The 24,840-nt window shown below is 65.2% G+C and carries 20 protein-coding genes; 5 read left to right on the top strand and 15 right to left on the bottom strand.

Annotated features, from left to right (window positions below; all coding sequences use genetic code 11):
* The first annotated feature begins 5 nt into the window (after positions 1–5).
* The 4 genes from IEC33019_RS22335 (at position 6) to hemE (ending at position 9,285) form a co-directional block, all read left to right on the top strand.
* Positions 6–1,631: an SPOR domain-containing protein gene (locus IEC33019_RS22335; protein ID WP_070091950.1), complete on the top strand. Its 1,626-nt coding sequence runs from the start codon at positions 6–8 to the stop codon at positions 1,629–1,631.
* A gap of 364 nt (positions 1,632–1,995) precedes the next feature.
* Complete coding sequence (gene gltB, locus IEC33019_RS22330) at positions 1,996–6,441, top strand: glutamate synthase large subunit (RefSeq protein ID WP_070091949.1); 4,446 nt, start codon at positions 1,996–1,998, stop codon at positions 6,439–6,441.
* A gap of 123 nt (positions 6,442–6,564) precedes the next feature.
* Positions 6,565–7,983: an FAD-dependent oxidoreductase gene (locus tag IEC33019_RS22325; RefSeq protein ID WP_070091948.1), complete on the top strand. Its 1,419-nt coding sequence runs from the start codon at positions 6,565–6,567 to the stop codon at positions 7,981–7,983.
* 237 nt (positions 7,984–8,220) lie between these two features.
* Positions 8,221–9,285, top strand: a complete 1,065-nt coding sequence (hemE, locus tag IEC33019_RS22320; protein WP_070091947.1) for a uroporphyrinogen decarboxylase — start codon at positions 8,221–8,223, stop codon at positions 9,283–9,285.
* Positions 9,286–9,406: 121 nt separating this feature from the next.
* On the opposite strand, the gene IEC33019_RS22315 is transcribed toward hemE, so the two are convergent.
* Positions 9,407–10,651: an MFS transporter gene (locus IEC33019_RS22315; RefSeq protein ID WP_070091946.1), complete on the bottom strand. Its 1,245-nt coding sequence runs from the start codon at positions 10,649–10,651 to the stop codon at positions 9,407–9,409.
* A gap of 123 nt (positions 10,652–10,774) precedes the next feature.
* On the opposite strand from IEC33019_RS22315, the gene IEC33019_RS22310 reads away from it, so the two are divergent.
* The gene (locus tag IEC33019_RS22310; RefSeq protein ID WP_070091945.1) at positions 10,775–11,668 is read left to right on the top strand and encodes a LysR family transcriptional regulator; all 894 of its coding nucleotides are present in this window, start codon (positions 10,775–10,777) and stop codon (positions 11,666–11,668) included.
* A gap of 96 nt (positions 11,669–11,764) precedes the next feature.
* Here the strand turns inward: IEC33019_RS22310 and IEC33019_RS22305 are convergent, their stop codons facing one another.
* The 14 genes from IEC33019_RS22305 to IEC33019_RS22240 are packed head-to-tail and all read right to left on the bottom strand — an operon-like array spanning position 11,765 to position 24,839.
* On the bottom strand, positions 11,765–12,991 hold the full coding sequence (locus IEC33019_RS22305) for a beta-ketoacyl-ACP synthase (protein WP_070092026.1): 1,227 nt from the start codon (positions 12,989–12,991) through the stop codon (positions 11,765–11,767).
* Entirely contained in the window at positions 12,991–13,719 is a 729-nt protein-coding gene (fabG, locus tag IEC33019_RS22300) for a 3-oxoacyl-ACP reductase FabG (RefSeq protein ID WP_070091944.1), read from the bottom strand. Before fabG ends, IEC33019_RS22305 begins: the two co-directional genes overlap by 1 nt.
* Positions 13,716–14,183 carry a hotdog family protein gene (locus tag IEC33019_RS22295; protein WP_070091943.1) on the bottom strand — a complete coding sequence of 156 codons (468 nt, stop codon included), beginning with the start codon at positions 14,181–14,183 and terminating at the stop codon, positions 13,716–13,718. The genes fabG and IEC33019_RS22295 overlap by 4 nt, the downstream gene beginning before the upstream one ends.
* Positions 14,180–15,373, bottom strand: a complete 1,194-nt coding sequence (locus IEC33019_RS22290) for a beta-ketoacyl-[acyl-carrier-protein] synthase family protein (protein WP_070091942.1) — start codon at positions 15,371–15,373, stop codon at positions 14,180–14,182. Before IEC33019_RS22290 ends, IEC33019_RS22295 begins: the two co-directional genes overlap by 4 nt.
* Positions 15,370–15,855, bottom strand: coding sequence for a hypothetical protein (locus IEC33019_RS22285; RefSeq protein WP_070091941.1), 486 nt, complete (start codon positions 15,853–15,855; stop codon positions 15,370–15,372). The genes IEC33019_RS22290 and IEC33019_RS22285 overlap by 4 nt, the downstream gene beginning before the upstream one ends.
* Positions 15,852–18,179: an MMPL family transporter gene (locus tag IEC33019_RS22280; protein WP_081337435.1), complete on the bottom strand. Its 2,328-nt coding sequence runs from the start codon at positions 18,177–18,179 to the stop codon at positions 15,852–15,854. The genes IEC33019_RS22285 and IEC33019_RS22280 overlap by 4 nt, the downstream gene beginning before the upstream one ends.
* Entirely contained in the window at positions 18,163–18,765 is a 603-nt protein-coding gene (locus tag IEC33019_RS22275; protein ID WP_081337434.1) for an outer membrane lipoprotein carrier protein LolA, read from the bottom strand. The genes IEC33019_RS22280 and IEC33019_RS22275 overlap by 17 nt, the downstream gene beginning before the upstream one ends.
* The gene (locus IEC33019_RS22270; protein WP_043208556.1) at positions 18,762–19,187 is read right to left on the bottom strand and encodes an acyl-CoA thioesterase; all 426 of its coding nucleotides are present in this window, start codon (positions 19,185–19,187) and stop codon (positions 18,762–18,764) included. Before IEC33019_RS22270 ends, IEC33019_RS22275 begins: the two co-directional genes overlap by 4 nt.
* A complete protein-coding gene (locus IEC33019_RS22265; RefSeq protein ID WP_099593926.1) occupies positions 19,180–20,724 on the bottom strand; it encodes an HAL/PAL/TAL family ammonia-lyase in 1,545 nt (514 codons plus the stop codon). Before IEC33019_RS22265 ends, IEC33019_RS22270 begins: the two co-directional genes overlap by 8 nt.
* Complete coding sequence (locus IEC33019_RS22260; protein WP_070091938.1) at positions 20,705–21,643, bottom strand: LpxL/LpxP family acyltransferase; 939 nt, start codon at positions 21,641–21,643, stop codon at positions 20,705–20,707. Before IEC33019_RS22260 ends, IEC33019_RS22265 begins: the two co-directional genes overlap by 20 nt.
* Positions 21,640–22,374, bottom strand: coding sequence for a glycosyltransferase family 2 protein (locus tag IEC33019_RS22255; protein WP_070091937.1), 735 nt, complete (start codon positions 22,372–22,374; stop codon positions 21,640–21,642). The genes IEC33019_RS22260 and IEC33019_RS22255 overlap by 4 nt, the downstream gene beginning before the upstream one ends.
* On the bottom strand, positions 22,367–24,046 hold the full coding sequence (locus IEC33019_RS22250; RefSeq protein WP_099593924.1) for an AMP-binding protein: 1,680 nt from the start codon (positions 24,044–24,046) through the stop codon (positions 22,367–22,369). The genes IEC33019_RS22255 and IEC33019_RS22250 overlap by 8 nt, the downstream gene beginning before the upstream one ends.
* Positions 24,043–24,588 carry a hypothetical protein gene (locus IEC33019_RS22245; protein WP_070091935.1) on the bottom strand — a complete coding sequence of 182 codons (546 nt, stop codon included), beginning with the start codon at positions 24,586–24,588 and terminating at the stop codon, positions 24,043–24,045. Before IEC33019_RS22245 ends, IEC33019_RS22250 begins: the two co-directional genes overlap by 4 nt.
* Entirely contained in the window at positions 24,585–24,839 is a 255-nt protein-coding gene (locus IEC33019_RS22240) for an acyl carrier protein (protein ID WP_070091934.1), read from the bottom strand. The genes IEC33019_RS22245 and IEC33019_RS22240 overlap by 4 nt, the downstream gene beginning before the upstream one ends.
* Position 24,840: the final 1 nt, after the last annotated feature.

The raw sequence follows: 24,840 nt of genomic DNA, 5'->3' as shown, positions 1-24,840 counted from the left end.
GCGCAATGACCAGTTTGCATGCCGATGAGGCGTTTCTCGACCACTACCAGTTGAGCCACGATCCGTTCGCGCCACGCGTGCCCGGTTTCAAATTCTTTCCCGCCCAGCGCAAGCCGGTGCTGGGCCAACTGCATCATCTGGCGCGTTACAGCCAGCTGATGCTGGTGGTCACGGGGCCTGTGGGCAGCGGCAAAACCCTGCTGCGTCAGGCCTTGGTGGCCAGCACCAACAAGCAGTCGGTGCAAAGCGTGGTGGTCTCCGCCCGCGGTGCGGGCGATGCCGCCAGCGTGCTGGCCCAAGTGGCTCAGTCGCTGAATGTGGCCAATGCCGAAGTGCAGACCATCCTCGCCCAGGTCGTGCAGCTGGCGCTGACCGGGCAGGAAGTCTATTTGCTGGTCGATGATGCGGAACAACTCGACGAGTCGGCACTCCAAGCGTTGCTGGAGCTGGCGGCAGGTGTGCCTGAGGGGCGTCCACATGTGTTCCTGTTCGGCGAGCCGTCACTGATCGCCGCACTGGAAGGACTCGATGCCGACGGGGAGCGATTCCATGTCATCGAGCTTGCGCCTTACAGCGAGGAAGAGACCCGCGAGTACCTGGAGCAGCGCCTGGATGGCGCCGGCCGGGGCATCGAGGTGTTCACCCGTGAACAGATCGTCGACATCCATGAAAACTCCGACGGCTGGCCTGGGAACATCAACCAGGTCGCCCGCGATACCTTGATCGAAGCCATGATCGCCAGCCGCAGTACGGTGAAGCGACCATCCATGGGGTTCAATATGCCTAAGAAACATGTGCTCGCGCTGTCCGCTGTCGTCGTGGTCGCGGTTGCCGCGGCGGTCCTGATGCCCAAGAAGGGCGGTGACAAGCCTGCCGAAGCGCCTGCCGCCCAGGCGCAGCTGCCATTGGGTGAAGGCCAGCCAGCCAATGCCCAGTCCAACAATGGTGGCCCGGCCATTGAGTTCTCCGGTTCTTCGCAGCCCATGCCGCTGCCGCTGGTTGGCCAGTCGCAGCCGGTGATGCGCGAGCCACTGGCCCAGGCAGCCGGTATGGGTGACGGCGAAGAAGGCGGCCCGGCGGGCAACACCGCGCTGCAGCCAGCCAACCCGCCGACCGTGACCACCATCGCGCCGCCGCAAGGTGCCACTGCTGGTCCGGCACCAACGCCGGCTCAGCCCATCAATACCGCACCGGCTCAGCGCGTCGCCACCGCACCCGCTCAGCCAGTAGCGCCGGCGCCTAAGCCTGTCGCAACCCAGTCGACCAAGCCGGTTGCGCCTGCCAAGCCCGCTTCGGCGCCAACCCAGGTCGCCGCTGCCAAGCCTGCCACCGGCGGCGCGGGCAACAGCGGTTGGTACAGCGGCCAGAAGGCGGGCAATTACGTGGTGCAGATCTTCGGCACCAGCTCCGAGGCCTCGGCCCAGTCCTTCGTCAAGGCCCAGGGTGGCGACTATCGCTACTTCAAGAAGACCCTTCAGGGCAAACCCCTGTACGTGGTGACCTACGGTAACTTCGCCAGCCGCGATGCAGCGGTTGCGGCAATCAAGAACTTGCCAGCCAAGGTCCAGGCTGGTAAACCTTGGCCACGTACCGTCGGCAGCGTCCAACAAGAGCTGGCCACGGCCCGCTGATACCTTCCGGGCGGCATCACCCCGCTGCCCAGTTGCCTGAGTTTCGATGAGCCTGCTGCGCCTGAGCGCGGCAGGCTTTTCTGTCCCGGACTGCCGGCCACAAGCCCTCCCTTGCAGTCATGGCTGAAACGCTTCAGACTCGAGCCAAGCCGTTACCACGGTGAATGGCGCAAAAACATTCAAAAATGCGACATAGATTTTCAATGATGCGTCATGAAAATTTGTGGGCATTGCTGTCCCTGTGCAACAATGGTTTCCCATTGCCCACCGCAAAAAGCTGGCATTCGATCGGCGTGGATGGTAAGTGGTTGTACTAAAAAGAGATTTGCCTTCGTTGAGAGGCGAACCTGGTGAGAAAGTGTCTATGAAAACAGGTCTGTACCATCCCGAAGAATTCAAGGACAACTGTGGTTTCGGCCTGATCGCCCATATGACGGGCGAGGCGAGCCACCATCTTCTGCAAACCGCCATGCAGGCTTTGACCTGCATGACCCACCGCGGCGGGATCAACGCCGACGGCAAAACCGGCGACGGTTGCGGTCTGCTCATGCAGAAGCCCGATCAATTCCTGCGTGCCGTGGCCCAGGAGCACTTCGGCGTCGAGCTGCCCAAGCAGTATGCCGTCGGCATGGTGTTCTTCAATCAGGACCCGGTGAAGGCCGAAGCGGCCCGCGCCAACATGGATCGCGAGATCGTCAATGCCGGCCTGAAGCTGGTCGGCTGGCGCAAGGTCCCGATCGACACCAGCGTCCTTGGCCGCCTGGCCCTGGAGCGCCTGCCGCAGATCGAGCAGGTGTTCATCGGTGGTGAAGGCCTGAGCGACCAGGAATTCGCGATCAAGCTGTTCAGTGCCCGTCGCCGTTCGTCCGTGGCCAACGCCCACGACGCCGACCACTACATCTGCAGCTTCTCGCACAAGACCATCATCTACAAAGGCCTGATGATGCCGGCGGATCTTTCCGCCTTCTATCCAGACCTGGGTGATGAGCGCCTGAAAACCGCGATCTGCGTGTTCCACCAGCGCTTCTCCACCAATACCCTGCCGAAGTGGCCGCTGGCGCAGCCCTTCCGCTTCCTCGCCCACAATGGCGAGATCAACACCATCACCGGCAACCGCAACTGGGCCATCGCCCGTCGCACCAAGTTCGCCAACGACCTGATCCCCGACCTCGAAGAGCTCGGCCCGCTGGTCAACCGTGTGGGCTCCGACTCCTCAAGCATGGACAACATGCTCGAGCTGATGGTCACCGGCGGCATCGACCTCTTCCGCGGTGTGCGCATGCTGGTGCCGCCAGCCTGGCAGAACGTCGAGACCATGGATGCCGACCTGCGCGCGTTCTACGAGTACAACTCCATGCACATGGAGCCGTGGGACGGCCCGGCCGGTATCGTCATGACCGAAGGTCGCCACGCGGTCTGCCTGCTCGACCGTAACGGCCTGCGTCCGGCGCGCTGGGTGACCACCAAGAACGGCTACATCACCCTGGCATCGGAAATCGGCGTCTGGGACTACAAGCCCGAGGACGTGCTGGCCAAGGGGCGCGTAGGCCCAGGCCAGATCTTCGCCGTGGACACCGAGACCGGCCAGATCCTCGACACCGACGCCATCGACAACCGTCTCAAGTCGCGCCACCCCTACAAGCGCTGGCTGCGTCAGCACGCCCTGCGCATCCAGGCGACACTGACCGACGACCAAGGCGTGGCCAGCTACGACGCTGACCAGCTCAAGCAATACATGAAGATGTTCCAGGTCACCTTCGAGGAGCGTGACCAGGTGCTGCGTCCGCTCGGTGAGCAGGGCCAGGAAGCGGTCGGCTCGATGGGTGACGACACGCCGATGGCGGTGCTGTCCCAGCGCGTGCGTTCGCCGTACGACTTCTTCCGCCAGCAGTTCGCCCAGGTGACCAACCCGCCGATTGACCCGCTGCGTGAAGCGATCGTCATGTCCCTGGAAATCTGCCTGGGTGCCGAGCGCAACATCTTCCAGGAATCCCCCGAGCACGCTTCGCGGGTGATCCTCAGCTCGCCGGTCATCTCGCCCGCCAAGTGGCGTTCGCTGATGAACCTGGAGCGTGAAGGCTTCGACCGCCAGCTGATCGACCTCAACTATGAAGAAAGCGTCGGCCTGGAAGCAGCCATCCGCAATATCGCCGACCAGGCCGAGGAAGCGGTGCGCAGCGGCAAGACCCAGCTGGTGCTGAGCGACCGCTACATCGCCCCGGGCAAGCTGCCGGTGCATGCCTCCCTGGCCGTCGGCGCGGTACACCACCGCCTGACCGAACAGGGTCTGCGCTGCGACAGCAACATCCTGGTGGAAACCGCCACTGCCCGCGACCCGCATCACTTCGCCGTGCTGCTGGGCTTCGGGGCCTCGGCTGTCTACCCATACCTGTCCTACGAAGTGCTGGCCGACCTGATCCGTACCGGCGAGGTGCTGGGCGACTTGGACGAAGTGTTCAAGTACTACCGCAAAGGCATCTCCAAGGGCCTGTTGAAGATCCTGTCGAAGATGGGTATCTCCACCATCGCCTCTTACCGCGGTGCCCAGCTGTTCGAAGCTGTGGGCCTGGCCGAGGAAGTGGTCGGCCTGAGCTTCAAGGGCGTGGCCAGCCGCATCAAGGGCGCGCGCTTCGTGGACCTTGAGCATGACCAGAAGCTGCTGGCGGCCGAAGCTTGGAGCGCGCGTAAGCCGATCCAGCAAGGTGGCCTGCTCAAGTTCGTCCATGGCGGCGAGTACCACGCCTACAACCCGGATGTGGTCAACACCTTGCAGGCGGCGGTGCAAAAAGGCGACTACGCCAAGTTCAAGGAGTACACCACGCTGGTCGACCAGCGCCCGGTGTCGATGATCCGCGACCTGCTCAAGGTCAAACTGGCCGCCCAGCCATTGGCGCTGGACCAGATCGAGCCGCTGGAGGACATCCTCAAGCGCTTCGACTCTGCGGGCATCTCCCTCGGCGCCTTGTCGCCGGAAGCCCACGAGGCCCTGGCCGAGGCCATGAACCGCCTGGGCGCGCGCTCCAACTCCGGCGAGGGTGGCGAAGACCCGGCCCGCTACGGCACCATCAAGAGTTCGAAGATCAAGCAGGTGGCCACCGGCCGCTTCGGCGTCACCCCGGAATACCTGGTCAACGCCGAAGTGCTGCAGATCAAAGTCGCCCAGGGCGCCAAGCCCGGTGAGGGCGGCCAGTTGCCGGGCGGCAAGGTCAACGGCTTGATCGCGCGCCTGCGCTATGCGGTGCCGGGCGTGACCCTGATTTCGCCGCCGCCGCATCATGACATCTATTCGATCGAAGACCTGGCCCAGCTGATCTACGACCTCAAGCAGGTCAACCCGCAGGCGCTGGTATCGGTCAAGCTGGTGGCCGAAGCTGGCGTGGGCACCATCGCTGCTGGCGTGGCCAAGGCCTATGCGGACCTGATCACCATCTCCGGCTACGACGGTGGCACCGGCGCCTCGCCGCTGACCTCCATCAAGTACGCGGGCGCACCGTGGGAGCTGGGCCTGGCCGAAACCCACCAGACCCTTCGCGGCAATGACCTGCGTGGCAAGGTGCGGGTGCAGACCGACGGCGGCCTGAAGACCGGCCTGGACGTGATCAAGGCCGCCATCCTCGGCGCCGAGAGCTTCGGCTTCGGCACCGCGCCGATGATCGCCCTGGGCTGCAAGTACCTGCGTATCTGCCACCTGAACAACTGCGCCACCGGCGTTGCCACCCAGAACGACAAGCTGCGCAAGGACCATTACATCGGTACCGTCGACATGGTGGTGAACTTCTTCACCTTCGTCGCCGAGGAAACCCGTGAATGGCTGGCCAAACTGGGCGTGCGCAGCCTGGGCGAACTGATCGGCCGTACCGATCTGCTCGACATCCTGCCAGGCGACACCGAGCGCCAGCAGTACCTGGACCTGTCGCCGCTGCTGGGCAGCTCGCACATCCCGGCCGACAAGCCGCAGTTCTGCGAAGTCGACAAGAACCCGCCGTTCGACAAGGGCGAGCTGGCCGAGAAGATGGTCGAAATGGCCCTGCCGGCGATCCGCGATCTTTCCGGTGGTGAATTCAGCCTGGACATCTGCAACTGCGATCGCTCCATCGGCGCGCGCATCTCCGGTGAGATCGCCCGCCTGCATGGCAACCAGGGCATGGCCGGTGCGCCGATCACCTTCCGCTTCAAGGGCACCGCAGGCCAGAGCTTCGGCGTGTGGAACGCCGGTGGCTTGAACCTGCACCTGGAGGGTGACGCCAACGACTACGTGGGCAAGGGCATGACTGGCGGCAAGCTGACCATCGTGCCGCCTGCCGGCAGCCCGTTCGAAACCCAGCACAGCGCCATCGTCGGCAACACCTGCCTGTATGGCGCCACCGGCGGCAAGCTGTTCGCCGCTGGCACTGCGGGCGAGCGCTTCGCTGTGCGTAACTCCGGCGCCCACGCTGTGGTCGAGGGTACCGGCGATCACTGCTGTGAATACATGACCGGCGGCTTTGTCTGCGTCCTGGGCAAGACCGGTTACAACTTCGGTTCTGGCATGACTGGCGGCTTCGCCTATGTGCTCGACATGGACAACACTTTCGTCGACAAACTCAACCACGAGTTGGTGGAAATCCAGCGCATCAGTGGTGAGGCGATGGAGGCTTATCGCAGCCACCTGGCGCGGGTCCTGGGCGAATACGTGGAAGAGACCGGCAGCGAATGGGGGCGCGAGCTCTCGGAGAACCTGGACGACTACGTGCGTCGCTTCTGGTTGGTCAAGCCCAAGGCTGCCAACCTCAAGCAACTGCTGTCCAGCACCCGTGCCAACCCGCAGTAAAAGCAGCTGCAAGTGGCGAGCCTCGAGTTGCAACATGAAGCGGTTCGAGGTTTGCCCGGCTTAAGTGATCGTCTTGCGGCTTGCAGCTCGTAGCTTGCAGCTGCTGTTAAGAGGTTTTGAAAAATGGCTGAACGTCTGAACAACGACTTCCAGTTCATCGAAGTGGGTCGCAAGGACCCGAAGAAGAAGCTGCTGCGCCAGCGCAAGAAGGAGTTCGTCGAAATCTACGAACCCTTCAAGCCCCAGCAGTCAGTCGAACAGGCACACCGCTGCCTGGGTTGCGGCAACCCGTATTGCGAGTGGAAGTGCCCGGTGCACAACTTCATCCCCAACTGGCTGAAGCTGGTCTCCGAAGGCAACATTCTGGCGGCGGCAGAACTGTCGCACCAAACCAACACCCTGCCGGAAGTGTGCGGCCGTGTGTGCCCGCAGGACCGCCTGTGCGAGGGTGCCTGCACCCTCAACGATGGTTTTGGTGCGGTGACCATCGGCTCGGTGGAGAAGTACATCACCGATACCGCCTTCGCCATGGGCTGGCGCCCGGACATGTCCAAGGTCAAGCCGACCGGCAAACGTGTCGCGGTCATCGGTGCAGGCCCGGCGGGCCTGGGCTGCGCCGACGTGCTGGTGCGCGCGGGCGTGACGCCGGTGGTGTTCGATCGCAACCCAGAAATCGGTGGCCTGCTGACCTTCGGCATCCCTGAGTTCAAGTTGGAAAAGACCGTGCTGAGCAACCGCCGCGAAGTCTTCACCGGCATGGGCATCGAGTTCCGCCTGAACACCGAGGTGGGCAAGGACATCACCATGGAGCAACTGCTCGCCGAGTACGATGCAGTGTTCATGGGCATGGGCACCTACACCTACATGAAGGGTGGTTTCCCAGGCGAGGACCTGCCGGGCGTGCACGATGCGCTGGACTTCTTGATCGCCAACGTCAACCGCAACCTGGGCTTCGAGAAGTCGCCGGAAGACTTCGTCGACATGCAAGGCAAGAAGGTGGTGGTGCTCGGCGGTGGCGACACCGCGATGGACTGCAACCGTACCTCGATCCGCCAGGGCGCCAAGTCGGTGACCTGCGCCTATCGCCGCGACGAAGCCAACATGCCGGGTTCGCGCCGCGAGGTGAAGAACGCCAAGGAAGAGGGCGTGAAGTTCCTCTACAACCGCCAGCCCATCGCCATCGTCGGCGAGGACAAGGTCGAAGGCGTCAAGGTGGTCGAGACCCGTCTCGGCGAGCCGGATGCCCGTGGCCGTCGTAGCCCCGAGCCGATCCCGGGTTCCGAGGAGATCCTGCCGGCCGATGCCGTGGTGATCGCGTTCGGCTTCCGTCCGAGCCCGGCGCCGTGGTTCGAGCAGTTCGACATCCAGACCGACAGCCAGGGCCGTGTGGTGGCGCCGGAGAAGGCCAAGTTCAAGCACCAGACCAGCAACCCGAAAGTGTTCGCCGGTGGCGACATGGTGCGCGGTTCGGACTTGGTGGTGACTGCGATCTTCGAAGGCCGTACTGCCGCTGAAGGCATCTTGGACTACCTGGAAGTCTGATCCTTTATCGGGATCGTTTTGCGGCCCCTCGCGGCACAAGGCCGCTCCTACATGACGTACGTCATCCCCTTGTAGGAGCGGCCTTGTGCCGCGAGGGGCTGTAAAGCAGCGCCAAAGGCATTTTTGTATACAAAAATGCTTGATCTGAGGCACTCAATAGACAAAACGCATGGCCTTGGCCGTGCCTTTTGTGTCGGCGTCTGAGAAAATGCCCGCACTTTTTTGCTGGATGCCGACATGACTGCCCTGAAGAACGATCGTTTCCTGCGTGCACTGCTCAAGCAACCCGTAGACGTCACCCCGGTCTGGATGATGCGCCAGGCCGGTCGCTACCTCCCGGAGTACCGCGCCAGCCGCGCCAAGGCCGGTGACTTCATGAGCCTGTGCATGAACCCGCAGTTCGCCTGCGAGGTCACCTTGCAGCCGCTGGACCGCTACCCGCTGGACGCGGCGATCCTCTTCTCGGACATCCTCACCATCCCCGACGCCATGGGCCAGGGTCTGTACTTCGAGACCGGCGAAGGCCCGCGCTTCAAGAAGGTCATCAGCACCCCGGCCGACATCGAAGCGCTGCCGATCCCCGATCCGCAGAAAGACCTCGGCTACGTGATGGATGCCGTCAGCACCATCCGCCGCGAGCTTAATGGCCGCGTGCCGCTGATCGGCTTCTCCGGCAGCCCATGGACCCTGGCGACCTACATGGTCGAAGGCGGGTCGTCCAAGGACTTCCGCAAGACCAAGGCCATGCTCTATGACAATCCGCAGGCCCTGCACCTGCTGCTGGACAAGCTTGCCCAGTCGGTCACCAGCTACCTCAACGGCCAGATCCAGGCCGGTGCCCAGGCTGTGCAGATCTTCGACACCTGGGGTGGGAATCTGTCGGCGGCGGCCTACCAGGAGTTCTCCCTGGCCTACATGCGCAATATCGTCAGCGGCCTGATCCGCGAGCACGAAGGGCGCAAGGTTCCAGTGATCCTCTTCACCAAGAACGGCGGCCTGTGGCTCGAAAGCATCGCCGAGGCCGGGGCCGACGCCCTGGGCCTGGACTGGACCTGCGAGATCGGCGATGCCCGTCGTCGGGTCGGCGACAAGGTCGCCCTGCAGGGCAACATGGACCCGACTGTGCTGTACGCCAAGCCCGAGGCTATCCGCAAGGAAGTCGCGCGGATTCTCGCAAGCTATGGCCATGGCAGCGGCCATGTCTTCAACCTGGGCCACGGCATCACGCCGGAAGTCGACCCGGAACACGCCGGCGCGTTCATCAACGCTGTGCACGAGCTGTCGGCGCAATACCACGCTTGAGTCAGAGACCGCCGCCTGCATCGGCTGATGCAGGTGCGCGATGGGCTGCCTTGCAGCCCATCGTGAGGCCCAACACCTCCAGGCCAGGAGCGAATTGGCGTTAGGGCAAACCTGAGCGGTATCAGGCTGGCGTCTTGGACGGCAACCGGCTCAAGTGCAGGGCCACCAGCAACGCCACGGCCAGCAGACTGCCGATGAACAGGCCGATGCCGTTCCAACCGGCCTGATGCCAGAACACGCCCCCGGCGGTGCCCGCGATGCTTGAGCCTGCGTAGTAGCTGAACAGATACATCGACGAAGCCTGCCCCTTGGCTTTGAGTGCCCGGCGGCCAATCCAGCTGCTGGCCACCGAATGGGCGCCGAAGAAGCCGAAGGTGAACACCAGCATGCCCAGGATCACCATCGCCAGCGGGCTGGTCAGGGTCATCAGCAGCCCGGCGGCCATCACCACGATACTCGCCCAGAACACCTTGCGCCGGCCCAGCCTGTCGGCCAGGGCACCGACTTGGGCGGAGCTGTAGATCCCTGAGAGGTACACCACCGAGAGCAGGCCGACCAGCGCCTGGTTCATGTGGTAAGGCTCGTCCAGCAGGCGATAGCCGATGTAGTTGAACAAGGTGACGAACGCGCCCATCAGCAGGAAGGCTTCGAGGAACAGCCAAGGCAGCCCGGCGTCCTTGAAATGCATGGCGAAGCCGTCCACCAGGCTGCGCGGATTCAGCGCCTGGGGCCGGAAGTTGCGTGACTCGGGCAGCACCTTCCAGAACACCAGCGCCGCCACCAACGCCAAGCCACCAATGGCCAGCATCGCTGTGTGCCAGCTGACGAAGTCGATCAGCACGCCGGTGATCAGTCGCCCGCTCATCCCGCCAATGGCATTGCCGCCGATGTACAGCCCCATGGCCAGGCCGATGTGTTGTGGGTGGATCTCTTCACTCAGGTAGGTCATCGCCACGGCCGCCAGGCCGCTCAGCGCGAGACCGACCAGAGCACGGGTGGCGAGCACCAGCTCCCAGCTTGGCATCACTGCGCTGGCCAGGGTCGCCAGTGCCGCGCACAGCAGGGCGAAGACCATGACCGGCTTACGCCCGATACGGTCCGAGATCGGCCCGGTAATCAGCAAGCCGAAGGCCAGCGTGGCAGTGGAGACCGAGAGCACCAGGCTGCTTTGCGCCGCATTGATGGAAAATTCCCGCGACAACAGCGGCATCATCGGCTGCACGCAGTACAGCAAGGCGAACGTGGCGAAGCCGCCACTGAACAAGGCCAGCACGGTCTTCATGAAGGCGGGAGTGCCTTTCTCGATCCAGATGTCGTTGAGGACGGGGTCAGGGTCAAGGGACAGCGGGGCGACGGCGGATTTCACGGCGGGGTACCTCGAGGCGCGGGGCCGGTGTTGCGATGGAAAAAAGCATATAGCTGGCTAATGATTAGATCCAATATATTGTTCGACCTGTTTGATAGGTTTTACGACCGAATTGGAGGCTTCATGGAACTGCGCCACCTGCGGTATTTCATTGCCGTCGCCGAAGAACTGCACTTTGGCCGCGCCGCGCAGCAGTTGGGAATTTCCCAGCCGCCGTTGAGCCAGCAGATCCAGGCCTTGGAGCAGGAACTCGGCGCCCGCCTGTTCGAGCGCACCAATCGTCGAGTGGAACTGAGCGAGGCTGGACGCTTATTTCTCGAAGAGGCCCGTCAGGTCCTGGCTCAGGTGGAGAAGGCTGCCGACGTCGCCCGGCGGGCGCAGTTGGGCGAGCTGGGCGAAATGAAGATCGGCTTCACCTCATCCGCGCCCTTTACCTCGAAGATCCCCAAGGCGCTGCATGCCTTTCGCCAGCGATTCCCAGCGGTGCACCTGAGCCTCAGGGAGATGAGCAGCCGGGAGGTGGCCGAAGCGGTGTTCGACGAGTCCATCGAAGTCGGCCTGATGCGGCCGATGCCCTTGCCGGACGGACTGGTGGCCACCGAGCTGTTCAGCGAGCCGCTGGTGGCGGTGATCAACGCTTCTCACCCGCTCGCCCAGGGCAGCGAGCAGGGGTTGTACATGCAGGCCTTGGCCCATGAGCCCTTTGTGTTCTTTCCGCGCAGCTACGGCAGCGGCCTGCATGCGCAGTTGCTGAGCCTGGCGCGTCAGGCTGGGTTCAGCCCGCATTTTGCCCAGGAGGCCGGGGAAGCGATGACGATCATCGGCTTGGTGTCGGCGGGGCTGGGGGTGTCGGTGCTCCCGGCGTCGTTCCAGCGCATGCGCATCGACGGGGTCGTGTATCGCACGCTGCTGGACGAGGGGGCGATGACCGCGGTGTGGCTTATCCAGCGTCAGGCCGGCGGCTCGGCCATGGCCCGTGCGTTCACCGAGTTGTTGACCCAGCAGGTGCTGGACTGAGGTCAGGCACGCTTCGTGGGTAAACCCCACACGTACAGCGTTGTTGCCGAGGGCAGCGAAGAGCCAGATGGGCGCGGGTTCACCCGCGAACCGGCCTCAGCGCCAGCGTCGGAAGATCAACGAGGTGTTCACGCCGCCGAAGGCGAAGTTGTTGTTCATCACATGCTCATGGCTCATGGCGCGCATGCCCCCGCGCAGGTAGTCCAGCTCGGCGCAGCGAGGGTCGATGTCATCGAGGTTCAGGGTGTGCACGTACTGGTCGCGATTCATCATCTCGATGCTGAACCAGGACTCCAGTGCGCCACAGGCACCCAAGGTGTGGCCGAGGAAGCTCTTCTGCGAGCTGATCGGCATGCGCGGGCCGAACAGCTCGTGGGTGGCCAGGGTCTCGGCAATGTCGCCCTGTTCGGTGGCAGTGCCATGCCCGTTGACGTAGCCAATGGCCTCGGCGGGCAGGCCGGCGTCTTCGAGCGCCAGCTCCATCGCCCGGCGCATGGTGAGCTGCTCGGGGCGGGTGATGTGCTGGCCATCGGCGTTGCTGCCAAAGCCGACGATCTCGGCATGGATGTGCGCACCTCGGGCCAGGGCATGTTCCAGTTCTTCGAGCACCAGCATGCCGCCGCCTTCACCGACCACCAGCCCGTCCCGTGCACGGTCATAGGGGCGAGGGGTCAGTGAAGGCGTGTCGTTTTTCAGGCTGGTCGCATACAGGGCGTCGAACACCATCGCCTCGCTGGGGCACAGCTCCTCGGCACCGCCTGCCAGCATCAGCGGCAGGCGCCCGAACTTGATTGCCTCGTAGGCGTAGCCGATACCCTGGCTGCCACTGGTGCAGGCGCTTGAGGTAGGGATCAGGCGCCCGGTCAGGCCGAAGAAAATGCTGATGTTGGCGGCAGTGGTGTGCGGCATCATGCGCACGTAGGAATTGGCGTTGAGCCCGTCGGCCTTGGAATTGAGCAGCATGTTGCCGAAGGCCTTGATCTCTTCGGTGCTGCCGATCGATGACCCGCAGGCCACACCCATGCGCCCGTCGCGGATGCTCGGGTCGCCCAGCAGCCCGGCATCGGCCAGGGCGCGCTCGGCTGCGGCGACCGCCAGCCGTGACACGCGACCCATGCTGCGCAACTGCTTGCGCGTCCAATGCCCCGGCACTTGGAAGTCATCGATAGGGCCGGCCAGGCGAGTATTGAGCTCTTCGAAGCGGTCCCATTCGTCCATGCGCCGGATGCCGCTGCGATTTTCGGCGAATTGTGCGGCAATGCTGGCCCAGTCGCTGCCCAGGGCAGTGATGCCGGCCATGCCGGTGACCACGACGCGACGCATCAGCATAACCCTCCGTTGACGGCCAGCACCTGACGGGTGATGTAGGCCGCCTCGTGCGACATGAGGAAATTGACCGCGCCGGCCACTTCCTCCGGGGTTCCCATACGTTGGGCAGGAATCATCTTGAGCAGTTCATCGACCGGCACCTGGTCATCGAGCATGTCGGTATCGATCAGCCCCGGGGCCACGCAATTGACCGTGATTCGGCGTTTGCCCAGCTCGATGGCCAGGGCTTTGGCCGCGCCGATCAGGCCTGCCTTGGAGGCGCTGTAGTTGACCTGGCCGCGATTGCCGATCAGCCCGGATACCGAGGTGATGCACACGATCCGACCTGGCGCGCGGCGGCGGATCATCGGCATCATCAGCGGGTGCAGGACGTTGTAGAAGCCGTCCAGGTTGGTCCGCATGACCTGGTCCCAGTCGTCTTCACTCAAGGCCGGGAAGGCACCGTCGCGGGTGAGCCCGGCATTGCACACCACCCCATAGTACGCCCCGTGAGCCTCGACGTCCTCGCTCAGGATGTGGGCACAGGCGGCCCGGTCGGCGACATCGAACTGCAGGATCCGCGCCTGACGCCCCAGCCCGCGCACCGCTTCTGCGACCACCTCTGCCTCGTCGCGGCTGCTGCGGCAATGCAGCACCAGGTCGAAACCTGCGCGTGCCAGGCGCAGGGCAATGGCGCGGCCGATACCGCGGCTGGAACCGGTGACCAGGATGGTGTCAGTCATGGAGAGTTTCCTTCGGGGGCCGCTTCGGCCAGGTAGCTCGCCGCTTGGGGCGGACGGTAGACGTTCAGGCGTGCGCTGGCATGGATGCCTTCACCGCGCAGGTGACATTCGAACACGCCCATGCCGCTCTCGTCCTCGAGCGAGCGCAGGGCATGGATGTGCAGCTCGGCGCCGGCGGGGAACTGCGCGACATCGCATTCGAAGCGACGGGTGCCCAACAGAAACCCCATCTCCACCCCACGCCCTTCGCGGCGTGCCTGGTATCCGGCATAGGCGGCCACGCTTTGGGCCATCAGCTCCAGCCCCAGCCAGGCGGGCAGACTGCCGTCGGCGCGGTTGAACTGGCCGCCAGGGCGGACCGTTGCGCGGGTATGGATCTCTTCGTCATCGCAGCTGTCGATGCGGTCGATGAGGATCATATCTGCGGCATGCGGCAGCAGTTCGGCCAGTGGCCAGGTGTTCATGGGGCGTCTCCGAGAATCAGGCTGACATTGTTGCCACCGAAGGCGAACGAGTTGCTCATCAGGCGGCGCGGCCCCTGTGGGTGTAGGCGTTGGCTGCCATCGACCAGGTTCAGCACCGGTAGCAGAGGGTCGCGCTGGCCATCCCAGACATGGGGTGGCAACAGGCCCTGTGGGTTGTGCTGGCTCAGGGCGAGCCAGCAGAACGCCCCCTCCAGCGCGCCGGCGGCTCCCAAGGTGTGGCCGGTCATGGGTTTGCTGGACGAACAGGGCACGCGATCGCCGAACAGCCCGTGCACGGCGAGGCTCTCCATGGCGTCGTTGTGGACGGTGGCGGTGCCGTGCAGGTTCAGGTAGTCGATCTGCCCTGGCGTGAGGCCGGCATTGTCCAGTGCTTTGCCCATGGCCTGCAAGGCGCCCTTGCCGGTGGGCTCTGGCGCGGAGATATGAAACGCATCGCTGCTGGCGCCTGCGCCGATCAGGGCGATGCCGGGACCGTCGCCTGAATGCTCACGGGTCATGAGGAACAGGGCCGCGCCCTCGCCGATGTTGATGCCGTCGCGGTTGACCGAGAAGGGGTTGCAGCGTTGGGCACTGACGGCCTCCAGCGCGCTGAAGCCATTGAGGGTCAGGCCGCACAGGGTGTCAACGCCCCCGCACAGCACTGCATCGCACAGACCCAGGTCGAGCAGGCGGCGGGCACTGAGCAGGGCACGGGCGCTGGAGGTGCAGGCGGTCGACAACGCATAGGCCGGGCCTGACAGTTGCAGCCAGGCGGCCAGGAACGTCGCCGGTGCGCCCAGCGCTTGTTGGTGGTAGTCGTAGCTGTCGGGGAAGCGGCCGGTCTGAAGGTATTGGGCGATGCCGTCGCTGCCTTCGGCGATACCCGAGGTGCTGGTGCCCAGCACCACACCCACCCGCTGCGGGCCATGGCGTTCGATGGCTTGGCGGATAGCCGGCTCGATCTGCAGCGCTGCGGCATACAGCAACTGGTTGTTGCGGCTTTGGTGACCGGGCAATGGCAGGTCGGGCAGAGGGCCTGGCACGGCACCGACGGGCAGGTGACGTGCGGCTACCCAGCCCTCTTGTGGCTGCATGCCGCTGCAGTCGCCGGCAAAGAGTGCGCGGGCGACTTGGGCCTGGCCATGCCCAAGGGCGCAGACCAGGCCCAGGGCGTCGAGGAAGGCGGTCATGGTGTGTTCTCGCTGGGCAGGGGGCTGACTAGATAGCGCAGGCCCTGGCCGAGGTTCAAGGTGAAATCATCCGGGGCCTGGTAGTCCACCTGCCAACGCATCGGTAAGGAACGCCGCTGGCCGTGCTGGAGGGCGCCGGGATAGAGCTGCACCAACTGCTCATCGGACGTGAGGGCAAAGAGCATGGCGGCGAACAGTTCGCGGGCGGCCGGATTGGGCGGCAGCAGGCCGTCGGCCCGCCATTGGCGGCCGTCGAGCAGCTGGCGCGCCTGTGGGATGCCCATCGGATCGAGCAGCGACCAACGCAAGCGGCCCTCTTCGCGTTGGATCACCAGCAACCAGTCCTGGCGTTGGCCATCCTGCTCGCGCTGCACGTGCAACTGGCGCGGCAGTTCGAGGTCCGGAAGCCGCTCGGGCAGTGGCGCTCGCCCGGTGCAGGCCGCGAGCAGCAAGCAAGCCAGTAGGAGCCAGGGGTGTTTCATGGTTGCCGATGCCCTCCGTCGCGAGTTCTGGCCCAGGGCGCCAGGAGAAAACTGAACACCAGGCCCAGGCTGACGGCCAGGCCGAAGTTGCTTACCGCTGGCGTGCTGGAAAGCGCCAGCAGGCCGAACGAGAGCCAGGTGGTGAGCGCGGCCAGCAAGGTCCCCAGCAGGCTGACGGCACTGCCGCCGACGCGCTCATGCATCAGGATCGCATAGTCCACGCCGATGGCGGTCACCAGCAGCAGGCCGAACAGGCTGAACAGGGTCAGCGGTTGCCCCAGCCAGCCGAGGCTGGCCAGGCTGCACAACGCCGCGAGCAGGGGCAGGGCGACGATGCGCAAGGCGTTGCGCAGGCCGAACGGCAGCATCAGCACCACCAGTATCAAGGCGCACGACAGCAGCTTGAGCTCAGCGGCACTGACCTGGGTGGCGGTGAACAGCTGGTTGAGTTCGCCGAGGCGATCGACCAATTGTACGCCGGGCAAATCCTGGGCTTGCAGGCGCAGCAGCGAGACATCCCCTTGGCCTTGCAGGCTGACGATCGCCGCCACGCCCTGGCCGTCCTGGCCGATCCACAGGGGCCGCCAGGGCTCGCCCAACGGACCTTGCAGCACATCGTCGATGGACAGCCGGGGCAGCGCCTGCAGTTGCGAAAGCTCCGCCTGCAAAGCCTGTTCGGGCACGCCGAGCGCCAGCAACGGCTGCCAATGCCCCGGTAACTGCTGCAGGGCGTGCTGCACCTGTTGTTGCACCGTGGCGCTGGACACCAACTGGCTGAGGGACAGGTAGCCCTTGAGCTTGCCCAGGTCGACCAGTTCATCGAGCTTGCCGCTGAGCGTCTGCAGGCGATCGAGCAATTGGCTTTGGTCATCGGCGCGCACCAGGAAGAACTGGCTGGTCGGCTGGTAGCCGGTGATGCGTGCCACGGCCTGGGCCTGTTCGAGCAGTTGCGGTGGGGCGCTGATCCACTGGCGGATATCGTTGCGGCTTTGCAGTTGCCACAGCCCGGCCACACAAAACACCAGCAGCAAACCGAGCAGTACGACACTGGGCACTTTGCGCAGCAGGCGCGCTCGCAGGGCGGTCAGGGCCTGGGTCACGCGCAGTGGCCAGGGAGAGGGACGCAGGTCCATGTGTTGCAACAGCGCAGGCAGCAGGCAGACGGCGCTCAGGTAGGCGCCCAGCAACCCTGCGGCGGAAAACGCCGCGATCTGGGTCAACGCCGGGAAGGGTGTGAAGGCCAGGGCCAGGTAGCCGATGCAACTGGTCGCAAGGCTCAAGCTCATGCCTGGCAGGGTCAGGCGCAGTGCGGTCCAGCTGTGCCAGGGGCGCAGGCTCCAGCCCTTGGACAGGTAGTGCAGCGGGTAGTCCACCGCCACGCCGATCAGGCTTGCACCGAGCACCAGCGTCATCACGTGCATCTGGCCGAACAGCGCGACGCAGGCCACCGAGCCGAACAGCATGCCGACCGCCACCGGTACGAGCGCCAACAGCGCGCGCCAGCGCCGCAGCGCCAGCAACAGCAGCAGGAGGATACCCACGGTAGCCCCCCCGCCGACCCAGGTGATCTCCCGGCTGGCCTGGCGTTGGCCGGCGGCGGCGTGCAGCAGTCCGCTGGCCGCCAGCAGATGGGCGCCAGCCTGATCGGCTTGCTGGCGGCCTTGGGCGAGCAGGTCGGCCACCTGCAAGGGGAGGTTGAGGTCGAAGGCATTGCCCACGGTGCGCGCGCGCAACAGCACCCAGTGCTGGCCGTCCGACTCGGCCACCAGCGCGCCGCTGGCGGTGTCGAGCTGGACATTGGCGGGCCTGGGTTGGTTGGTCTGGATGCGTCCGCTAAGGCCCAGCCAGTCGTCCTGGCTGGCGACCAGGCTGAAGCCCGTAAAGGGATCGACCAGGCTCTGGACGCGCTGTTCGATGAAGGCGTCGGGCTGTTCGGCCAGTTGCTGGCGGTCGGTGGCCGAAAGCATCGCCAGGCGCCCTTGCAGGAGCTGCGTGCGCACCGCCTGCAGGTCGGTGTGCAGGTTCCACTGCACCTTCTCGAACAGGCCGCTGGCCTGCCATTGCGTGGCCAGGCGCTCGGCAAGGGCGAGCGCCTGCTGGCGATCGGCATGGCCAACCAGCACCAGCATCTCGCGGTTCAGAGGCTCCTGCATGCGCTGTTCGGCGCGCTGCACCAATGGGTCCTGGGTCGCGCCCGGGACCAGGGTCATCAGGTCGGAGGACAAGGGTGCACCGCGATGCCACTGCCAAGCCGCGACCGCGAGCATGACCAGCAGCAGGGCGAGGAACAGGCGCGGTAGCAGGCGTTCAATCGGCAAAGTCACGACGTTCCGACTCGCTCAAGGCGGTGGCTCCGCGGCTGTCCTGCATGCGCAGTACCGTGCTGTCGCCTTGGGTTTCGGCCAGGTCGATGCGTTCGACGAAGCGCCCGCCGGTGATATCGATGCGGGTGAAGATCTGCTTGAGCAGCAACGAGCGTGGCGTTAGGCGCAATTGCCAGTGCTCGGCGTCACCGCTCAGGCTCAGCTCGAAGTCGCGTTGCAGGCCGGTGCTGTCGCCTTGCAGGACGGCGAAGAACAGACGGTTCTGCTGCGCGCCGGCGCTTTGGTTGGGCAGCGTCTGCCAGCCATTCGGATCACGACGGGCGATGCCGTTAGCATTGATGCGGTAGTCCTGGCGCAGCGGGGTGCGCAACAGCCAGAGCAAGCCATGGTCGCGAGCCAGGACGAAGCGGCCCTGGCTGGTCAGTGGTTGCGCCAGGGCGCGCAGGTGCTTCTCTTGCACGAAGTTCCCGCTGACCACCGCGGGTGCGCTCAACTGCTTTTGCAGGTCGGCCAGGTCGAAGGCCATCGCTGGAGGGCATGCAAGCAGCACGAGCAGGGTCGCGAGCAAGCGGTGCAAGCGGCTCATGGCAGCACCTTCGCCACCGCATCGAGCATGACCTGGGGTGAGGCCAGCTGCATTTCGCCGCTTTCGATGTGCACCGCAACCTGCACTGTGCTGGCGCGAGTCATGCGTTCGCCGGTGTCTGCGTCGCTGATCAGGTAATGGATTTTCAGGCGGCTTTCCCACTCCACCAGGCTGGCCCGCACTTTCAGGCGCTGGCCGAAGGTTGCGCCGCGAATGTAGCGCAGTTGCAGGTCGATCACCGGCCACATGTAGCCGCTGGCCTGCATGCGTCGGTAGTCCTGTCCGAGGCGTTCGAGCAGCGCGCAGCGGGCGACCTCCAGGTATTTGACGTAATGGCCATGCCAGACGACGTGCATGCTGTCCACGTCGAAGAAGGGCACGACGATCTCGCTGTCGACATGGAACACACCGGGGTTACGCATGCAGCCTCCAGTGGCGTTCGCTGATACGGATCAAGCACAGGCGCAGCTCGTGTTCCAAGGCGCGGTCTTCGGTGACCGGGGCGAAGTCCGCCAGCAGCGCCTGGTGCATTTGCGCAAGGGCAGGCGGCAGCGGGGCTGCGTCGGCTTCGCGACCGCGCAGCCAGACGCCCTGGTTGGCGGCCAGCAGGGCAGCAGCGGCGACCTGTTCGGTCAGTTGCAGGACGCGCAGCGCATCACGGGCGGCGATGGTGCCCATGCTGACTTTGTCTTGATTGTGGCATTCGGTGGAGCGCGAGAACACGCTGGCCGGCAGGGTCTGCTTGAGGGCTTCGGCGGTCCAGGCGCTGGCGCCGATCTGCACGGCCTTGAAGCCATGATTGAGCATGGCCCGGTCGGCCTCGGCGCCGGACAGGTTGCTGGGCAGGCCATGGTTGTAGCGGGTATCCACCAACAGGGCGAGCTGGCGATCGAGCAGGTCGGCGACGTTGGCCACCAGTGTCTTGAGGCTGTCCATGGCGAAGGCGATGTGCCCGCCATAGAAATGCCCGCCATGCAGTACCCGCTCGGCGTCGCCATCGATGATCGGGTTGTCGTTGGCGCTGTTGAGCTCGGTCTCGATAAAGCTGCGCAACCAGCCCAGGCTGTCGGCCAGGACGCCCAGCACATGCGGTGCGCAACGCAGCGAATAACGGTCCTGCAAGCGATGCAAGGGCGCGGTGGGGGCGTCGATGGCGAGGTCCTGGCGCAGCCAGGCGGCGACCTGGGTCTGGCCGGGATGCGGCTTGGCGGCGAACAGGCGTTCATCGAAGTGCTCGGGGTTGCCTTGCAGGGCGATCACGTTCAGTGCGGTGATGCGCGTCGCCAGTTGCAGCAGGTAATCGGCGCGGGCGTAGGCCTGGCATGCGAGGCCAGTCATCACGGCGGTGCCGTTCATCAGTGCCAGGGCTTCCTTGGGGCGCAGTACCAGAGGCTGCCAGCCCAGCTCTCGGTGCACCTCGGCGCTGCTGCGACGCACGCTTTGGTACATCACATCACGCTCGCCGGAGAGGGTGGCGGCCACGTAGGACAGCGGCGTCAGGTCGCCACTGGCACCCACCGAGCCTTCTTCTGGAATCAACGGCAGGATGTCGTGGGCGAGAAAATCGCGCAGGCGCTCCAGCAGTTCCAAGCGCACGCCGGACATGCCATGGCACAGCGAGCGCAGGCGCGCCGCCAGCACCGCGCGGGTGGCCGGGGCATCGAGCAACTGGCCCAGGCCGCAACCATGGAAGGTGTACAGGTGGCGCGGTAGCGCCTCGACATGTTCCGGGGGCACGGCCACCACGCAGGAGTCGCCGTAGCCAGTGGTGACGCCGTAGATCACGCCTTCCTTGTCCAGCAGCGTGTCCAGGAAACGTGCGCCGCGGGCGATGCGCTCGCGATACTCGACATCGGCCTGCAGCTGCGGGTGGGCGTGGCGCTGGCTGAGGGCCAGGATGTCCTCGATGGCCAGCGGCGCTTCGCTGAAGGTCACGGACTCATGCGGATGCGTCGTCATCGTCGCTCCAGAAAGGGTAGAAGTTGAACCATTGATCCGGTGCCTGCTGGCAATAATGGCCCAGACGAGCGGCATACAGGGCGGCCCATTGGGTGATCACCTGCTGGCGCTGGTCGCGGCGCCAGTGCAGTCGCTCGACAAAGGGCTCCAGGGTGATCCGGTAGCGCCCGTCATGCTTGAGACAGAACAGCAGGTTGACCGGGCACTTCAAGAGGCCGGCCAGCAGCCATGGCCCCTGGGGAAAGGCCGCCCGGTGACCGAGGAAGTCCACCTCGACCGTACGCGCGCCGTGCAAGGGAATGCGGTCGCCAGCGATCGCCAGCCATTCGCCGCGCTCCAGTCGTTCGGACAGCTGCAGCATGATCGCCGGGTCCAGCTCGCTGACCTGGATCAGCCGCAGGTGGCTGGCGCCGGCCTCGCCGAGCAGGCGGTTGAAGCGTTCGGCATGGCGGGTGTGCACCAGCACGTTCATGCGCACTTGCTCGCCCAGTTCGGCCAAGGCACGGCACACTTCGAGATTGCCCAGGTGCGCGCCCACCAGGAGTTGGCCGCGTGTGCCACGCAGTTGCTGGCGCAGCTGGCCGGGGTCGTGGATTTCGATGTCCTCCAGGCGCAGCTTGCCATTCCAGGCATCGAGCTTGTCCATCAGGGCATCGGCAAAGGCCATGAACTGGCGAAACACCCGCCAATGGCTGGGCGGTGGCGTTTGGCTGCCACTCCATTGCCACAAGCGCTGCTGGTACTGCCAGGCACTGCGCCGGGCCTTGCGGCCGAACAGGAAGAAGTACAGCACGATGGCGTGGATCAAAGGGCTCAGCAGACGACGACCGAGCAGGCGCGCCAGCACGGCAGTGAGTTTCATCAACCAGAAACTGCCTCGCTCGCGCTGCGCGGCCCAATGCTGCGACCGGTCGCTCATCGACGCCACCTGCGCCAGAGGATCATCGGCGCGCGCAGGAGCATGCCGATGCACAGCTTGGCGTGCATGCGCGAGATCAGGGCGTTGTCGTGGAACAGACGAAAATGCGAGACGCCATCGCTGGGGTAATGCACCCGGGTCGGCAGCCAGCGCATCGGCTGCCCTCGCCAGGAAAGACGCACCAGGATTTCGGTGTCGAAGTCCATGCGCCGGCCCAGGCGCACCGAGTCGATCAGTGCCAGCGTCGGTGGCAGGGGGTAGACCCGAAAACCGCACATGGAGTCCGGGATGGCCAGGGACAACGTGTTGATCCAGACCCAGACATGGGTCAGGTAGCGGGCGTAGAGCCGGCCCTTGGGCACGCTGGCGTCGTACTGTGGATAACCGCACACCAGCGCCTGGGGCTGGGCGCGTGACAGGGCCAGGAAGTCCTCGACCGCCGCCAGGTCGTGCTGGCCATCGGCGTCCACCTGCAGGGCATGGCTGAACCCCAGCCGCGCCGCCTCGCGCAAGCCGGTCATTACCGCGCCGCCTTTGCCCTGGTTGAGGTCCAGGCGCACGAGAAAGGTCTGCGGCTGCTGCGCCAGCTCGCGCAGTACCTGGGCACACGCAGGGTGGCTGGCATCGTCCACCAGAATACAGGGCAACCCGGCGCGCAACAGCTCGGCGAGCACCGTGGGAACGGCGCGCTCGTGGTTGTACACCGGGATCACCGCGCAGGGGTTATGCACAGGCACGCTCCAGCAAGATGCGGCCGCTGGAGCAGGCCTGTTCGCCGTTGGTGTAGGCGAAATAGAGCTTGCCGCGCTCGGCATCGAAACGAAGCGTCAGCGCCACTTCATCGCCAGGGCGGACCAACTGCTGGAACTTCAGCACTTCCATGCCGGCAAACCGATGCCCTGTGGGGATCAACGGCGTGGCGAGGTCCATGGCCCAGTCGATCTGCACCACGCCGGGCAGGATCGGCGTGGTCGGGAAGTGCCCGGTGAAGCAGGCCAGATCCATCGGGACCGCCAGCTTCAAGCGCAACTGGTGGGCATCCTGCTGGGTTTCGAGCACTTCCGGCGCATTGCTGCGGGGCGCTGCCAGCAAGGTCTGCACATCGGCCTGGGGCAGTTTGCCCTGGGCGTTGTGCGGGAGCTGGCGCAGCAGGCGCCAGCGCCGGGGCAGAGCCAAGGCCTCGCAGTGCTGGGCCAAGTGATCGCGCAGGCCATCGATCAGCGCGCGCCGGCCATGGTTGCGCAACTGGTGCAGGCCCACAGGGCTGAGAACCAGCAAGGCGCCGAGGAAGGCGCGTCCTTGCTCGACCATGCCCAGACGCGCCTCGCTGACCCACGGGTGGGTGCACAGGGCCTGTTCCAGCCGGGGCAAAGCGATGCGTTTCTCTTCGAGCTTGACGATCCGGTCCAGGCGTCCGAGCAGGCGCAAGCGACCATCAGCCTCGATGTGCGCCGCGTCGGCAGTGTGTTCCACATGCCCTTCGGGCAGGTAGGGCGAGGTCACGCACAGCGCGCCTTCGGCGCACTGGCTCAAGACGACGCCAGCGAAGGGCGACCAGAGTTCATCACCTTGGCGCCAGGCGATGCCGCCGGTTTCGGAGCTGCCAAGGATCTCCACGGGCCATTGTCCCAGGCGTTGTTGCAGGCGCAGCGCGGCGTCTGCGGGCAGTTCGCCACCCGATGAGAACACGCGTCGCACCTGGGCCAGGGCCGGCCAGTCCAGGTTGTCACCCATGCGCTTGAGCAGGGCGGGGCTGGCGACCCAGGCAAAGGCTGGCAGGTCCAGGCTGGCCCGTTGCAGGTCCTCTGGGAACGGCAGTGGGCGCCGCAGGAACCCGCGCCCGGCGCACAGTGGCCAGAGCACGCGAAACAACAACCCGTAGATGTGCTGCGAGGCGACGCTGCCGATGATCCAGGCGTCGCCCAGTTCGGCGCCCCAGCACTGCTCCAGGGCGCGCACCTCGTTGGCCAGCTGTCGCAGGGTCTTGTCGATGAGCTTGGGTTCGCCGCTCGAGCCCGAGGTGCACAGGCCGATGCGGCATTGGTCCGGGTCAAGGTCGGTTGGCGCCAGCGGCGGCGCTTGCAGCGAGGCCAGGTCGAGGTCGCCGGGCTGGTCACTGAGCCACAGGTCGACCTGGTCGTTCCAGCGCAGGCGGGTCTGGGGTTGCAGGTCGGCGGGCAGCAGCACCTGGACGCCCGCGCGCCAGGCGGCGAACAGGACGATGGCCAGCTCGGCGGCATCTTCCAGATGCACCGCCAGACGACGCACGCCACGCTGCTGCAGGGCGGCGGCCAGGCGCAGGGCGGCGTCGCGCAATCCGTCATGGTCCAGGGCCGGCCCCAAGGTCACGGGGCGAGCGGCAGCCCTTGGACGCAACAAGTGCTCGGGATCGATCCAGTTCATGAGCGTCCTCGCACATGTTGTCGTGTCAGCCATTCCGCGGCGAACAGCACCCCCATCGCCAGGTAGGCGACCAGGCCGTTGTACAGGGTCCACCAGCTCAGTGGCGCCCACAGGGTGAGCCCGGCGGCGATCAAACCGTTGACCACGAAAAACAGGCTCCAGACCTGGGTCACGCGCCGCGTGTAGGTGATGGCCGCAGGTGGCAAGTCAGGCTCGCGCAGGCGGGCCATGCGCTCGATCACGGGCGGGCCGTACTTCAGGCTCGAGGCGAACAGGGCCAGCATGAAGGCATTGACCAGCACCGGATACCAGCGCAACAGCTGGGCACTGTCGCTCAAGGCCAGCACTGCGCAGAATGCCAGGGCCACGGCGGTCATCCCCAGGTTGCCTGGCTTGCGCGCAGTGCCCGCGGCACGGGCCAGCCACAGGACAGCGAGCAACAGGGCGAACTGCCAGGGCGCGAACCGGGCCAGGCCGAAGTACACGGCGAAGGGGTAAAGCACCCCGGCGATGACCAGGGCGAGGCCGAACAGGCGTTTCATGCTGCGGTGTTGACCAGGCGGAAGACCGCTTCGACCACGTCGTTGACTGTGCGCACCGACTTGAAGTCTTCGGCAGTGATCTTCTTGCCGGTCTGGCGTTTGATGTGATCGATCAGGTCGATGGCGTCGATGCTGTCGATCTCCAGGTCCTGGTACAGGTGGGACTCCAGGCTGATGCTGGCCGGGTCAAGCTCGAACAGCTCGACGAGGGCGTTGCGCAGGAGGTTGAAGATGTCTTCGCGGTTTTGCATG

Origin of the sequence: Pseudomonas putida (assembly GCF_002741075.1) — a bacterium.
Taxonomy (GTDB): domain Bacteria; phylum Pseudomonadota; class Gammaproteobacteria; order Pseudomonadales; family Pseudomonadaceae; genus Aquipseudomonas; species Aquipseudomonas putida_T.
This window is presented reverse-complemented; position numbering and strand designations above follow the sequence as displayed.

Bases quoted from the DNA above. Each gene is read 5' to 3' on its own strand.
- IEC33019_RS22335 (WP_070091950.1), top strand. From the start codon at position 6: ATGACCAGTTTGCATGCCGATGAGGCGTTTCTCGACCACTACCAGTTG.
- gltB (WP_070091949.1), top strand. From the start codon at position 1,996: ATGAAAACAGGTCTGTACCATCCCGAAGAATTCAAGGACAACTGTGGT.
- IEC33019_RS22325 (WP_070091948.1), top strand. From the start codon at position 6,565: ATGGCTGAACGTCTGAACAACGACTTCCAGTTCATCGAAGTGGGTCGC.
- hemE (WP_070091947.1), top strand. From the start codon at position 8,221: ATGACTGCCCTGAAGAACGATCGTTTCCTGCGTGCACTGCTCAAGCAA.
- IEC33019_RS22310 (WP_070091945.1), top strand. From the start codon at position 10,775: ATGGAACTGCGCCACCTGCGGTATTTCATTGCCGTCGCCGAAGAACTG.
- IEC33019_RS22305 (WP_070092026.1), bottom strand. From the start codon at position 12,991: ATGCGTCGCGTCGTGGTCACCGGCATGGCCGGCATCACTGCCCTGGGC.
- fabG (WP_070091944.1), bottom strand. From the start codon at position 13,719: ATGACTGACACCATCCTGGTCACCGGTTCCAGCCGCGGTATCGGCCGC.
- IEC33019_RS22295 (WP_070091943.1), bottom strand. From the start codon at position 14,183: ATGAACACCTGGCCACTGGCCGAACTGCTGCCGCATGCCGCAGATATG.
- IEC33019_RS22290 (WP_070091942.1), bottom strand. From the start codon at position 15,373: ATGACCGCCTTCCTCGACGCCCTGGGCCTGGTCTGCGCCCTTGGGCAT.
- IEC33019_RS22285 (WP_070091941.1), bottom strand. From the start codon at position 15,855: ATGAAACACCCCTGGCTCCTACTGGCTTGCTTGCTGCTCGCGGCCTGC.
- IEC33019_RS22275 (WP_081337434.1), bottom strand. From the start codon at position 18,765: ATGAGCCGCTTGCACCGCTTGCTCGCGACCCTGCTCGTGCTGCTTGCA.
- IEC33019_RS22270 (WP_043208556.1), bottom strand. From the start codon at position 19,187: ATGCGTAACCCCGGTGTGTTCCATGTCGACAGCGAGATCGTCGTGCCC.
- IEC33019_RS22265 (WP_099593926.1), bottom strand. From the start codon at position 20,724: ATGACGACGCATCCGCATGAGTCCGTGACCTTCAGCGAAGCGCCGCTG.
- IEC33019_RS22260 (WP_070091938.1), bottom strand. From the start codon at position 21,643: ATGAGCGACCGGTCGCAGCATTGGGCCGCGCAGCGCGAGCGAGGCAGT.
- IEC33019_RS22250 (WP_099593924.1), bottom strand. From the start codon at position 24,046: ATGAACTGGATCGATCCCGAGCACTTGTTGCGTCCAAGGGCTGCCGCT.
- IEC33019_RS22245 (WP_070091935.1), bottom strand. From the start codon at position 24,588: ATGAAACGCCTGTTCGGCCTCGCCCTGGTCATCGCCGGGGTGCTTTAC.
- IEC33019_RS22240 (WP_070091934.1), bottom strand. From the start codon at position 24,839: ATGCAAAACCGCGAAGACATCTTCAACCTCCTGCGCAACGCCCTCGTC.